Source organism: Roseovarius litoreus (assembly GCF_900142765.1).
Taxonomy (GTDB): Bacteria; Pseudomonadota; Alphaproteobacteria; order Rhodobacterales; family Rhodobacteraceae; genus Roseovarius; species Roseovarius litoreus.
On record NZ_FRCB01000007.1, the window covers coordinates 1 to 14,366 of the forward strand.

The window sequence follows — 14,366 nt, forward strand, 5'->3', positions numbered from 1 at the left end:
TTCTGGCGTCTCTCGTTTCCCAGCCATTCTCTGGTCCTCCAAATTGCAGGATAATCCTATCCCGGTTGGTGGACCACTTCACTGGGGGCAGCTCATTGTGCTGAACCAGATCGGTCGACGTCTGACCGAGGATCTGAAGGACACACGCCGTCGCCATCGTGTCCTGATGATGCTCGACGAATTCCCCGCGCTCGGACGGCTCGACTTCTTTGAAAGCGCGCTGGCCTTCATGGCGGGTTACGGGATCAAGAGCTTCTTGATCGCACAGTCACTCAATCAGATCGAGAAGGCCTACGGCCAAAACAACGCCATCCTCGACAATTGCCATGTCCGGGTGAGCTTCGCCACAAACGACGAACGAACAGCCAAGCGCGTCTCGGATGCCCTTGGCACGGCAACCGAGATGAAGGCAATGCGCAACTACGCCGGGCACCGGCTGGCGCCCTGGCTGGGTCACCTCATGGTCTCGCGCTCCGAGACGGCACGCCAGCTGCTGACGCCGGGTGAGATCATGCAGCTGCCGCCTGACGACGAGATCGTCATGGTCGCAGGCTCTCCGCCGATCCGGGCGAAGAAGGCTCGGTATTTCGAGGACAGGCGGTTCGTCGATCGCGTGGTGCCGCCCCCAGATCCGAAGCAAGGCACGCCGATGATGCAGGATGATCCATGGTCATCACTTCCGACCATAGAAGCCGATACACCGGGGGGCGCGTCCGCGCCATCGACCAATGCCGATGAGGCCAACGCGGGCCTGCGTCGGGAACCAGACTTGCCCGACCATGTGGCTGCAGCTCCAGAAAAGTCTGCCGGTCCGGCGCGCGAATTCGAGATGATGCTCGAGGACGAACCGGAGGAGGCCGCGCGGCAAAGGCAAGCCCTTCGCAAGCGGATGGGGCAGGTGGCCCGTCAGGCCTCGATGGACCGCAATGAAGGTATCGATCTTTGAGGACTGACCCATGCGCGACCGCCTCAACCTTTCTCTGCCAGCCGAGTTGATCGGTCGGATCAACGACATCGCTGACCGGAAACGCGTGACCCGCTCGGCAGTCGTCGAGGCGGCGGTCGAGTCCTTCCTCTCGCCTGATCATGCCGACATGCAGGAGGCCGCCCTAACGCGCCGCCTCGATCGCCTCTCGCGCCAGGTCGCGCGGCTGGAACGCGACCAGCGGATCACGACCGAGACGCTCGCACTCTTCGTCCGCTTCTGGCTCACCATCACCCCGCCGATCGCACCTGAGCAGCAGGCTGCTGCACAGGCCAAAGGGCGCGAACGGTTTGATGGCTTCGTCGAGACGCTGGGCAAGCGGGTGCAGAAGGGGCGGTGGTTTGCGGATGAGGTGGTTGGGGACCAGGATAAGGGACATGGGAACACATAAAGCGACCGCATGTGCTTTTGCCAAAAGGCCTTTAAGTTATTAAAATTCCGCAATATGTTTTCTTTTCAGCGCAAGCTTTCGTTGCGTTCCTCAGGAATCACACCTACAAAAAAGACAGCACAAAAAATGGGTGCGTATGATTTTCGTGCGCGCCGACAATTACGGGGAACGTGGTGGAAAGCGGCAAGTCAGATCTTCGATGGGGGGTTGCACAGCGACTCGAGTTCATCGAATTTCGATTGTTTTGGGAAGGGCATGTGAACCGTAGCGATTTGATGGAACAGTTCGGGCTATCGGTGAACCAGGCATCCGCCGATCTGAACCGCTACATTGGCTTCGCCCCGGACAACATGGTCTATGACAAGAGCGCGCGGACGTATGTCCGTGGACCCGACTATGCCGCACAGTTCTTGAAACCTGACGCCAGCCGGTACCTCGCACAGCTACGGTCCTTGGCCGACGGCATCATGGACAGCGACGATACCTGGATCGCTGAACTGCCATCCTATGATGCTGCGCCAACCCCGGCCCGTGGCGTGAACCCTGTCACTCTGCGGTCCGTTGTAGGTGCCATCCGCCGATCCGAGGCCATCGAGGTGAAGTATCAGTCCCTTTCGCGCCCCGAGCCGAGTTGGCGATGGATCGCACCTCACGCCATCGGGTTCGACGGTTTCCGATGGCACACTCGGGCGTTCTGTAGAACGGACGATGTATTCAAGGACTTCCTGCTCTCTCGCATCATCTCGACGCGCAGTGTTGAAGGCAGTGAGGTCACGGATGCTGCCGATGCGGACTGGCAAGAGCACGTCACGCTTGAGATTTGCCCCCACCCTAAACTCTCCGAGGACCAGAAAAAGGTGATCGCGCTGGACTATGGGATGCGTGGCGGCAAGGCGAAGATCAAGGTTCGCCGCGCGCTACTCTACTACGCGCTCAAGCGTCTCGGGCTGGACACTGACCCCTCAGCGCGAAAACCCCACGAACAGCAAATTGTTTTGATCAATCGAGACGTCGTTCTTGGCGAGCGCAGCGCCGGTCAGGTTTTGTAGGAATTTTCATGAAAGCGTTTGAATTCGACCATCATCTTATCAGCTCTTACGAACGGTTTTCCCGGTCGTTCAGTTCAATTCGCTCTGACGATCTTCGGGCTGAAATTGATGCGCAATACGATGCCGGGCGCTTTTGGCCTGATGCTTTGCTGTCCCTTAATCCTCGATTCCTTTCAGGGCCAACGGTGGACAATCTGGTCACCTCCGGCGATCTGGATGAAGGCACAGGACAGGTCTTTCGGTTTGGAGAAACCCCGCTCCGCTTTCACCGCCATCAGGCAGAAGCAATTGCAAAGGCAAAGACTGGAAAAAGCTTTGTCGTGACCACTGGGACAGGTTCCGGTAAATCTCTTTGCTTCTTTGTACCCATCGTCGACACGATCATTCGCGCGCTCAGAGCCGGCAAGCCGCGCAAGACCCGCGCGATAATCGTCTACCCAATGAACGCGCTTGCCAACAGCCAGCTCAAGGAAATTGACAAGTTCATCGGCCAATCTGGGCTGCCAGATGCTCTGAAGCCGATCGTCAAACGCTATACGGGTCAGGAGAGCCGCGAAGAACGCTTGAAGATCGCAGCCAACCCGCCAGACATTCTGCTGACCAACTACATGATGGCTGAGCTACTTCTTACCCGGCAGGATGAACTCGACTCCCAGGTTATCAACAACGCTTCCGGCCTAGAATTCATCATCCTTGACGAGCTTCACACGTACCGAGGCCGCCAAGGCGCCGACGTTGCCGTACTTGTTCGCAGGCTGCGCAATCGCTGCGCACCAGACAAGGCCCCGATCTGCATCGGCACATCCGCGACCATGGCATCTGAAGGCTCCGATGAAAGCAGAGCGCTGGCTGTGGCCAAGGTGGCGACCCGCCTGTTCGGTTCTGATATCGGGCCGGACGCTGTCATCGATGAATCCCTGCAGCGTGCAACAGATGACTCCATTGATCTCGCTCAAGCCAAGGCTGGACTCGCAGCGGTCCTGAACCAACCGTTGCCGGACAATTTGAGTGATGAAGTTTTAAAGCGGCACCCGTTGGCAGTTTGGGCGGAGCTTGCGCTCGGCCTTGATGACGGTTTGGAACTCAAGAGGAAAAAACCTATCCCCTTCGAGGACGCGGTCCTCCGGCTCGCCGAAGATAGCGGCGTTGAGACAGGTCAGTGTAGAACCGCGCTTGAGGGTTTCCTGACCCGCGTCAGCCTTCCCGAACAGGAGCGTGGAGGACCAGGCGAGGTCGCGTTTCTCGCGTTCAAGTTACACAGGTTCATTTCTGGAGCAGGTGAGGTTTTCACGACTTTGGCTTCGCGGCCTCGAACTGTTCTATTCGAAGGCCAGCTCGAGGATCCGGATTCGCCCGGAGACCGCCTTTACCCAACACGTTTTTGCCGAAGTTGCGGACACGAGTATCACGTTGTCACCAAGAGCGACAACGACGGTCAAATCAAATTTTTGCCCCGAAACATTGATGACACGCCGCTCGAAGCTGATGAAGACGATGACGTCGCAGGATACCTTTGCCCGATCCCGGAAACTGATCCGGAGTTTGCTTTCAACGGTGATCTAGACAGTTACCCGGAGAGTTGGAGGGAAGAACGCAATGGCATTGAACGTCTTAGGTCTTACCGAAAAAAGCGGGCTCCAGTGTCCTATGTCGTCGGCTCGGATGGTCGACACGGCGCAGGAGGAAAGGATTTCTGGTTCATACCGGGAAAGTTTGCGTTTTGCCTATGCTGCCAAGATGAACCGAACCAAGGCATGCGGGAACGAAGCAAGCTGGCTGGCCTGTCTGGCGAGGGACGCAGTTCGGCAACGACCCTGCTGATTTCGAGTGCACTTGAATGGATGAACCATCCGGAAAGTGGCGTTCCAGAGACGAAGAGAAAGCTTCTTGGATTCACCGATAATCGCCAAGACGCGGCGCTACAGTCTGGAAACTTCAACGACTTTCTTTTCGTTAGCTTGCTGCGTGGAGCAATTCTCCGCGCGATTATTGCTGCCGGAGACGAAGGGCTCACTGAGGATGAATTTGGCCTGAGAGTCGTCAAGGCTCTTGGTTTTACCTCCGCCAATAAAGACGCGCGTGCCCACTGGATGCTCGATCCTTCCTCAGGTGCCGTTATTCGAGAAGACGCACAACGAGCGCTCGCAAAGGTTCTGGCGCACCGGGTCTGGACGGATCTTCGGCGCGGTTGGCGATATACCAATCCAAGCTTGTTCGTCTTGAACCTGTTGGATGTTGAGTTCGTTGGCCTCAGAGACATTGCTTCGGACCGCGAACGCCTGATGACCGTGCTGCCAGAGATGGGCGAACTTGACGAGGAACAACGAGCCGAAGTGTTGAAAAGAGTCCTCGGCGCAATGCTGGAGGGTCTAGCGGTCAACACTGAAGCGCTGGACCTGACCGTTCTTGACGGTGTCGCTCAGAAATCGCGATCTCTGCTGCGGTCGCCTTGGGCTATTGATGCGAAAGAAAATCCACGTGGGCGCTCATCCTTGCTTTTGCGGGCTCCCGGGAAGGGTGTCATCGGCCTACGTGAAGAGCAGACTCTTTTGCGTGCGGGCCACAACTCGCGCATCGCTCGATTGATCAACAAAAAGAGCGTCATCGGCACAAAACTCGGGAAAGAAGACTATCTCGAGTTCTTCTCGCGTCTTCTCGAGCTGCTTGCAGACGAAGGCGTGGTCGCCCCAGTCGAACTGGATGCGGATCTGGTCGGATGGCGGTTGACACCATCGGCTGTCAGGCTCGTTCCAGGCGCGGCTCTTTCGGATGAAGGCAAGCGTGGAAACCGCTATTTCCACGATCTGTACTCTTCCATCGCAAACGATCTTGCTTCCGGCCAGAGCGCATACTGGGGGTTGGAGGGCCGCGAACACACCGCGCAGGTATCCCAAAAGCAACGCGAGTGGCGGGAGTGGCGCTTCAGGTTCGAAGACGATGACCGCGCCAACCTCAGCACGTCAGAATATCGGGCCGAGATACGCGCTTCAGGTGAGTCCGACCAATTTCTGCCCGCATTGTTCTGCTCGCCTACCATGGAACTCGGCGTTGATATCTCGGCTCTGAACGCCGTCTATCTCCGCAATGTCCCACCGACTCCAGCAAATTATGCACAACGCGCTGGTCGCGCAGGACGCTCGGGTCAGGCGGCAGTGGTCGTAACTTACTGCGCATCCGGCTCACCACATGACCAGTATTTCTTTGATCGCCGCAACGATATGGTGGCAGGCGTTGTCCGCCCTCCAGCGTTGGACATTACCAACGAAGAATTGGTGCGCTCGCATCTGCACGCTGTTTGGCTCGCCGAGGCAAAACTGGCCCTTAAGCCAGATATTCCAGATATCCTTGATCTCACAGGAGCAGGCTATCCGCTCAAAGAGGAGGTTCTGTCCGTAATCTCAAAGTCTGATCTGGTCGCACGGGCCCGTTCTCCGATGAAGCGGGTGCTGGATCACATCTTGGCGGCGGACGACGGTTCAGCACCAGTTTGGATGGGCGAACCTGAAGAATTTGTACTTCATGTCGCAATGAACGCGCCGAAGGAGTTCGATCGCGCGTTCGATCGCTGGCGCGAACTTTACAACTCTGCGCGCACGCAACTCGCAGAGGCTAACGCGCGATCCGAAATCACGGGGCTGTCCGGCTCCGATCGTCGCAAGATCAAGGCTGCGCAAATGCAGGCGAGCGACCAGTTGGCGATCCTTGAACAGGGCAAAGCGTCAAACGGCTCGGACTTTTACTCCTACCGATACTTGGCCACAGAAGGTTTTCTTCCGGGGTATAACTTTCCGCGTCTGCCACTTTATGCATTTGTGCCGGGGGAAGGGAAAGGCGGCTCGTTTCTGTCGCGCGCACGCTTCTTGGCGATCTCAGAATTCGGACCTCGGAGCCTCATCTACCATGAGGGCCGCGCATACCGTGTCATGAAAGCCAAGCTTCCCCCCGAGGCGCGCGAAGGCGACGGGTCGGAACTGGCTACGAAAGACATCTACATCTGCCCGAACTGCGGCGCATGTCATGAAGGCGAGGTCGAACGCTGCCACGGCTGTGACACTCACATGGCTGGAGAAGTGCCAGTCAAACGCACGCTTCGTATCGACAATGTCGAGGCAGCGCCAATCGAGCGTATTACTGCCAACGATGAAGAGCGGGTACGCCAAGGCTTCGATATTCAGACTGTTTTCGCTTGGCCCACGAAAGACGGGCAACTTCAGGTCACGAACGCCGAGTTCAAGTGCGGCGATACCTCGTTACTCGCGCTTCAATATGCCAACAGCGCAGAGATCAGCCGCCTCAACAAAGGCCTGAAGCGCCGGAAGGATCAGACTGTCTTTGGCTTCAACATCGATCCTCGAACCGGGTATTGGGCAAAAGCGGAAGATGAAGACGCAGACACCGACACGCCGCCCGATGTTGTAAGACCTGTAAAAATCGTTCCAATCGTCCGGGATAGGAAGAACGCGCTGCTCTTCCGCTTCAAGAAGCCGGAAAGCTTTGATCCTGAAACGATCACCACTGTTCAGCATGCACTTATGCGGGGCATTGAAGTGGTTTATCAGCTTGAGGAAGGAGAAATCCTAGGTGAACCCCTTCCGGCGCGCGACAATCGCAGAGCAATTCTTGCCTACGAGGCGACTGAGGGCGGAGCCGGGGTCCTGAACCGCCTGGTCGATGACCCGAAGGCGATCAGCGAAGTTGCGCGGACAGCACTCGAACTGATGCACTACGAGAACATTGAAGCTTCAATCGAAGCGGGTGACGCGCAGCTTCTGACTGAGAAAGCCGACGATGCATGTGTGCGTGGCTGTTATCGTTGTCTCCTTTCCTACTTCAACCAACCTGATCACGAACAGATAGATCGAAGCAGCACAGAAGTAGCGCAGCTTCTGATTGATCTGGCGCGGGGACAGACGCTTTTGGAGGCACGCGCGTCCTTCGACGGCTCCGCCTCACCCTGGGTAAAGGCTTTCGAAGAAGCGGGACTTCCACATGTGGATACCATGCCGGTCAAATTTGGCGGAACCGACGTAGAGTTCGCGTGGCGAGGTCACGGCGTGGCCGCAACAGCCAACTCCGTGTCGTCTGAAATGTCTCAAGATGCTTCGAGCAAAGGTTGGGAGCTGGTTTCGCTGCCAAGTCGTCCGGACGCCGGTGTGCCCGAACAACTCACCGATCTACTTAAAGGATAGGCCATGACGCTTAGCTTTTCTCCCGGCGATCTTGTCCTTGCCCGCGGTCGAGAGTGGGTTGCTCTTCCAGCGCCGCGGCCGGGTATTCTTGCGCTTCGCCCACTCTCGGGAAACGAGAACGACGTAGTCATCCTAGATCCTGAGCTGGAAATCGCGAGCGTCGCGGCGGCGAGATTTGATCTGCCAGACGACGCGCGATCCACGGTACAAGCCAAAGCGGCACTCCTTGCAGATGCGCTTAGACTGACTTTGCGTCGCGGTGCAGGACCATTTCGGTCTGCCGCTCAGCTCGCCTTTGAGCCGCGAACCTATCAGCTTGTTCCGCTACTTATGGCCCTGCGACTGCATGTGCCCCGTTTGCTGATCGCTGACGACGTAGGCATCGGTAAGACCATTGAAGCGGGTCTGATCCTTCGCGAACTGATGGATCGCGGTGAAGTCGATGCCTTTTCAGTCCTCTGTCCACCTCACCTGGTCGATCAGTGGATCATAGAACTCAAGGATCGTTTCGGTATTGATGCGGTCCCGGTGACGTCTGGCACTGCGGCCCGCCTTGAACGCAACCTACCACTCGCCCAAACGCTATTTGACGCCTACCCATTCACGGTCGTCAGCCTTGACTACATAAAGGCAGAGAAGCGCCGGGAGGGGTTTGCGCGTGCCTGTCCCGACTTTGTCATTGTAGATGAAGCACATGCTTGCGTTGGAACACATAAAGGGAAGCAGCAACGCTTCGACTTGCTCCAGGGGCTCGCAAAGGATCCAGAACGCAGGATCGTCATGCTCACGGCCACACCGCACTCCGGAGATGAAGAAGCATTCGCGCGCTTGCTGTCGCTGATTGATCAAGAGTTTGCCTCAGTCGATTTCGACAATGCGCGTTACCGCGAGCGGTTGGCGCGGCACTTGGTTCAGCGGCGCCGGGTCGATCTCATCGAAGGCGATTGGGACGAAGATCGCTCTTTCCCAAAGCACGAAACAACCGAGTTCCCTTATCGCCTTTCAGCCGACCACTTGGCCTTTCAAGAGTCCGCTATCGACTACTGCCTTGAAGTCGTCTCGAAAGCTGGTGATCAGAAAAAAGATCAGCGGCTCGCTTTTTGGGGCACCCTCGCCTTGATGCGATGCGTGGGGTCCTCTCCAGCCGCAGCGCTCAGCGCTCTCAGAAATCGTGCCTCGAACGAAGCGGAGCGTTTGGAGCCACAAATCTACGACGAAGATGGCGACGACGAAGACGCTGTTGATGTCGAGCCCAATACAATCTTCGCGAACGATCCGGCACTCCAAGGTCTGCTGGATAAAGCGTCCAGTCTTTCGGTCGCAAAGGATCCCAAACTTGACGCGCTTGTCAGTGTGCTGAAGCCGCTGATCAAAGCAGGAGCCAATCCGGTCGTGTTTTGTCGATACCTGGCAACGGCGGAACACGTGAAGGAAGGCCTCCGAAAGGCTTTTCCAAAACTGACCATTGAGGCCGTCACCGGTGAACTCACGCCGGACGAGAGACGAGATCGTGTTTCGGAGATGACGATTGAAGATGGCGAAAAGGATACTCAGCGGATCTTGGTCGCGACGGATTGCCTGTCTGAGGGGATTAACCTTCAGCAGCTTTTTGACACTGTCGTGCACTACGACCTCTCGTGGAACCCGACCCGACACCAACAACGCGAGGGCCGGGTAGACCGTTTTGGTCAACCCGCCGAACTGGTTCGATCCATCATGATGTTTTCGCCAGACAGCGCTATCGATGGCGCCGTCCTCGACGTCATCTTACGCAAAGCGGAGGAAATCCGGAAAGCAACAGGTGTAACCGTTCCGCTGCCCGATGAACGCGGCCCCGTCACCGATGCACTCATGGCCGCGATGATGCTTCGTCGCGGTGGTCATAAACAGCTGACACTTGATTTGCGTCTGGACGACGGCACGCACGCGATGGATGCCCGTTGGCGTGATGCAAGCGAGAACGAGAAGAAATCCCGTGCGCGCTTTGCACAGAATGCAATGAAACCGGCCGAGGTTGCACCGGAATGGAACAAGGTCAAAGACCTGCTCGGTTCGCCGGATGATGCGCGGCAGTTTGTCGAACGCGCGATGTCTCGCTTTGGCGTGCCTCTAGAGAAGAAGCGGTCGCTCTACATTGCGCATGTTCATGCACTGCAGGAGAGCCTGAGAGAAAAGCTGGGGCAAAGAGGAGTCGAGAAATCCGTCAAGCTTGCCACTGCGGAACCCGCGCCTTCGGGCACGTCTCTATTGACGCGCACCCATCCTCTCACAGCCGCTCTTGCAGAAAGCCTTGTGGAGGCTTCCCTGGACCACGAAGCCCTACCAGATCTCGGCATCGGGCGCGTTGGCGCTTGGCCTACACCGGCAGTCTCAGCAATGACCCGTCTCGTGCTTCTACGTATCCGCTACAAGCTCACCATCCATTCTCGCAAGGAAAGACTGCTACTCGCGGAAGAGGCCGCACTGGTTGCCCTTCAAGGGAACAGCATTGTAGCGATCGCAGACACCGCACGTGAAATGCTGAACACGCCAGCAACTGCTGATCTTGCGCAAATTGCGCGAGACCGGCTGGTGAACAACGCAAAGTCGGAGTTGCCCACGCTCATTGAAGGACCGCTGGCGGCATTCGTGAAAAAGCGGGCGGAGGAGCTCGTCGAAGATCATGCACGACTGCGTGCTGCGGCTGGATCGGCCTCGCGTGTCAGCGTGGAGGCCGTCCTTCCACCTGACGTCATTGGAATGTTCGTCCTGATGCCGGGCGAGGTTTAAGCATGGCCCGCAAGCCCATTACCGATATGTCAGCCTGGCCCTCACTTAGCCTCGAAGGCAATCTCATCGCGCCAGCCATGATCGCAAAGATCGATCAGCGGGCCGCACCTGAACAGGCCCCGGAGGACTACTCCGTTCGAAAGGGCCTGACGATCCGCGAAGAAATCTCGACAGCTTTCCGCGTCGGGCAGTCTCATTTCGATGCATTCGCCAAGATCGAGACACCAACTCAGAATGCCACACGTCGCTTTGTTTCGGGCCTCTTCAAGGAAACCTTCGGATACGATGATCTGGCGGCTGCTGAAGCACCCATCGCCCTGATCGCAAGCGGGCGCGTGCCGTTCGTCGTGGTGCCCACGTCCGAAACGCTGGACCGTCGCAGCCCGACCCTCTCCGTCGACCGGTCTCGCTCACCTGCGTTCGCCCTTCAGGACTACCTCAATGACAAGGACGAAGCGCTTTGGGGCATTGTCACCAACGGCACCCATCTGCGCCTGATGCGGGACAACGCCTCGCTGACCCGCCCGGCTTATATCGAAGCTGACCTCGCCCAGATCTTCCTGAACGAAGACATCGCCTCCTTCGCCGTCATCTGGCTGCTGATCCACCGGTCCCGTTTCGGCAACGAAGGTGCACCCGCCACAGACTGCCCGCTTGAGCGGTGGCGAGAGACCGGCTCCAAGGAAGGTGAGGTTGCCCGGGATCGCCTTGCCGACCAGGTCCAGATCGCGCTCAAGGTGCTCGGTTCGGGTTTCCTCGAAGCCAACCCCGACCTTTCGACAAAACTGAAATCAGGTGAAGTGAACCTCACCGAGTGGTTCAATGAACTCCTGCGGCTCGTGTACCGGCTGATCTTCCTCATGGTGGCCGAGGACCGGAACCTCCTGCACCCCACCAACGCCAAGACCGACGCTCGCGCTCTTTACGCCCAAGGCTACTCCCTCGCGGCGCTGCGCAAGCAATGCTACCGCGCCGCGACCTGGGACAAGCACCATGACCGCTACGAAGGCGTCAAGATCGTCTTCAAGGCGCTGGCCAATGGCCAGCCAGCACTTGCTCTCCCGGCACTCGGCGGCCTCTTTGCCGACGACCGTCTGCCACACTTGGAGACCGCCCGCCTGCGCAACAAGGCCTTCATGGAGGCGCTCTACCGCCTCTCTTGGCTCTCGGACAAAACCGGCATGGTCCCAGTGAACTGGCGCGCAATGGAGACGGAGGAGCTGGGCTCGGTCTACGAATCCCTCCTAGAACTGCAGCCTCAGCTGGGCGACGACGGCAAGACGCTCGTCTTCGCCTCCGAGGCGGCCGAGCAGAAGGGCAACCAACGCAAGACCACCGGCTCCTACTACACGCCCGACAGCCTCGTGCAGGCGCTTCTCGACACTGCGCTCGACCCGGTGCTGGACAAGACCGAGCCGGACAAGCTGCTGAAACTGACCGTGATCGACCCCGCCTGCGGCTCGGGCCACTTCCTGCTGGCCGCCGCCCGCCGCATCGCCACGCGCCTCGCCCGGCATAGGGCCGAGGGCACACCCGCGCTGTCCGACTTCCGCCATGCCCTGCGTGATGTTGCGCGGTCCTGCCTGCACGGGGTGGACCGCAACCCGATGGCGGTGGAGCTGACCAAGGTCGCGCTCTGGATCGAAACGGTGGACCCCGGCCTTCCCCTCGGCTTCTTTGACGCGCAGATCCGTTGCGGCGATGCGCTGCTCGGCGTCTTCGACCTGAAGGTGCTGGAGGACGGCATCCCCGATGCCGCCTACAAGCCGCTGACCGGCGACGACAAGGACGTCGCCAAATTCTACGAGCGCGCCAACAAGGACGCGAAGAAGGGCCAGGGCACGTTCGACTTCACAGGTGGCCGGTCCGACCTGCCCACCGCGCCGCTCTCTGCCGAGTTCTCCGACCTGCGCGACCTGCCAGAGGACACTGTCGCGGACGTGGAGGCCAAGGCGAAGGCCTACCGCTCGCTCCGCAAGCAGGACGCTTTCCTGCGAGCGCGCATGGGCTGCAACCTCTACACCGCGGCCTTCCTTCTACCGAAAACGGTAGAGGTGCCGAGCGGCGATTCCGAACGCACCGTGCCGATCTCTCAGGATGTCTGGCTGGCGGTTGGCCAGGGCAAAGGCCGCAAGCCCATCATGGAGAACGCGAAGGCAGCGACGGAGGCGCGGGCGTTGCACTGGCCGCTGGAGTTTCCGGACATCTTAGGACGTGGTGGCTTCGACGTTGTCCTCGGAAATCCGCCTTGGGAGAAGATAAAGCTTCAGGAAAAAGAGTTCTTTGCGTCGCGCGATTCGGAGATTGCCACAGCGCAAAATAAGGCTGCTCGTGATCGCCTGATCAAAGCGCTGCGTTATGCGGAGCCCGGCTCCAGCAAGCGAAAACTTCATGAGGATTTCGAGAGGGAGAAGAGGCTCAGTGAGGCAATATCAGCGTTTGTAAGGATAAAATCGGAGGAAGGAGGCCGATTCCAATACACAGGTACTGGTGATGTAAACACTTACGCGCTTTTTGCAGAGCTCTTTTCATGCCTTGTTGGCCCCAAAGGGCGAGCTGGCGTCATCGTTCCAACTGGCGTAGCAACCGACGCAACCACAGCTCCCTTCTTTGCTCATCTAGTCGATGAAAAGCGGCTGGCGAGTTTTTTTGACTTTGAAAATTCTGCGCCGGTTTTCACATCCGTACATCGGAGCTTTAAGTTCAGCCTTCTTACATTGGGAAAAGACGAACCAGAAGCGCGCTTTGCCTTCTTCCTCACTGAGCCAGCCCAGCTGGCTGAGGCTGAACGCAACTTCACCCTAAGCCCGGAGCAAATAGCCACTATCAATCCTAACACAAAGACTGCCCCGGTCTTCAGATCGCAATGGGACGCAGAACTCACTGCAAAGATGTACCGGAATACGGTGGTGCTTATGAACGAAGCTGCGGGGGCAGCGGGAAACCCATGGGGCGTCAGCTATATGGCAATGTTCCATATGTCGAATGACAGCGCCTTGTTCATGACAGGATCGCAGTTGAAGCAGGCTGGCTTCGTGCGTGATGGTGTCGATTGGATTGCGGCTGGTACCAGTCCCGCGCAGGGGGAGTTGGCAGTTGAAGGTCATGACGCCAGATCTCTGCCTCTCGTGGGAGGCGCGCCGCGACGACCACATCGGTACGTGCCACTCTACGAAGCGAAAATGCTCTCTCACTATGATCATCGTGCGGCGTCCTATGGCGAACGGGGGGACTCGAGAGGATATCGGGTTCTCCCGCCCACCGAACCAGCTCAACATAAAGATCCAAACTATGAAGTAGAGCCGTTTTACTGGGTTTCGCAAGGAGATGTGTCTGCAAGGCTTGCGGATTGGAAAATTCCCGCCCTCCTTGTTTTCAACAAGGTCACTGGAATCGGAAATGAGAGGACACTCTTCCCAACCCTCATTCCCCCGGTTGGCTTCGGAGATAGCCTTAATTTGTTGAAGATCGCAGAGCGCGCCGAAAAGTATGCTGCGCTTTATGCAAACCTCTCCAGCGTCATTCTTGACTTCGCTGTGCGCAGAAAGGTCGGCGGCGTAAATATCAACTTCTTCCACGTGAACCAATTCCCTGTCCTGCCGCCTGATTTCTACACGGATTCTCGCCTTACCTTCATCACGCCGAGGGTGCTGGAACTCACGTACACCTCGCACAGCCTCGCCCCCTTCGCCCGCAATCTGGGCCATGACGTTTCGCCCTTCGCCTGGGACGAGGACCGCCGCGCGCTCCTCCGCGCCGAGCTCGACGCCTTCTACGCCCGCGCCTACGGCCTGACCCGCGACGAGCTGCGCTACATCCTCGACCCCGCCGACGTGAAGGGCCCCGACTACCCCTCGGAAACCTTCCGCGTCCTCAAGGAAAAGGAAATCCGCCACCTCGGCGAATACCGGACCCGCCGCCTCGTCCTCGCCGCTTGGGACCGCATGGAAGCGAACGGCGAATTCACGACGATGGGGATGTAG

Annotated in this window: 6 protein-coding genes; all 6 read left to right on the forward strand. The window is 58.1% G+C overall.

The genetic code is table 11. The features are described 5' to 3' along the window. Window positions 1–946: type IV secretory system conjugative DNA transfer family protein (locus F3H35_RS13380; RefSeq protein ID WP_149780070.1), on the forward strand; the 946-nt coding region annotated here is incomplete at its 5' end. A gap of 10 nt (window positions 947–956) precedes the next feature. Next, the gene (locus F3H35_RS13385) at window positions 957–1,376 is read left to right on the forward strand and encodes a ribbon-helix-helix protein, CopG family (protein WP_149780071.1); all 420 of its coding nucleotides are present in this window, start codon (window positions 957–959) and stop codon (window positions 1,374–1,376) included. A gap of 173 nt (window positions 1,377–1,549) precedes the next feature. Beyond that, window positions 1,550–2,425, forward strand: a complete 876-nt coding sequence (locus tag F3H35_RS13390) for a WYL domain-containing protein (RefSeq protein ID WP_149780072.1) — start codon at window positions 1,550–1,552, stop codon at window positions 2,423–2,425. Window positions 2,426–2,433: 8 nt separating this feature from the next. Then, window positions 2,434–7,614: a DEAD/DEAH box helicase gene (locus F3H35_RS13395; protein ID WP_149780073.1), complete on the forward strand. Its 5,181-nt coding sequence runs from the start codon at window positions 2,434–2,436 to the stop codon at window positions 7,612–7,614. 3 nt (window positions 7,615–7,617) lie between these two features. After that, a complete protein-coding gene (locus F3H35_RS13400) occupies window positions 7,618–10,383 on the forward strand; it encodes a DEAD/DEAH box helicase (RefSeq protein ID WP_149780074.1) in 2,766 nt (921 codons plus the stop codon). A gap of 2 nt (window positions 10,384–10,385) precedes the next feature. Beyond that, window positions 10,386–14,366, forward strand: a complete 3,981-nt coding sequence (locus F3H35_RS13405) for an Eco57I restriction-modification methylase domain-containing protein (protein ID WP_149780075.1) — start codon at window positions 10,386–10,388, stop codon at window positions 14,364–14,366.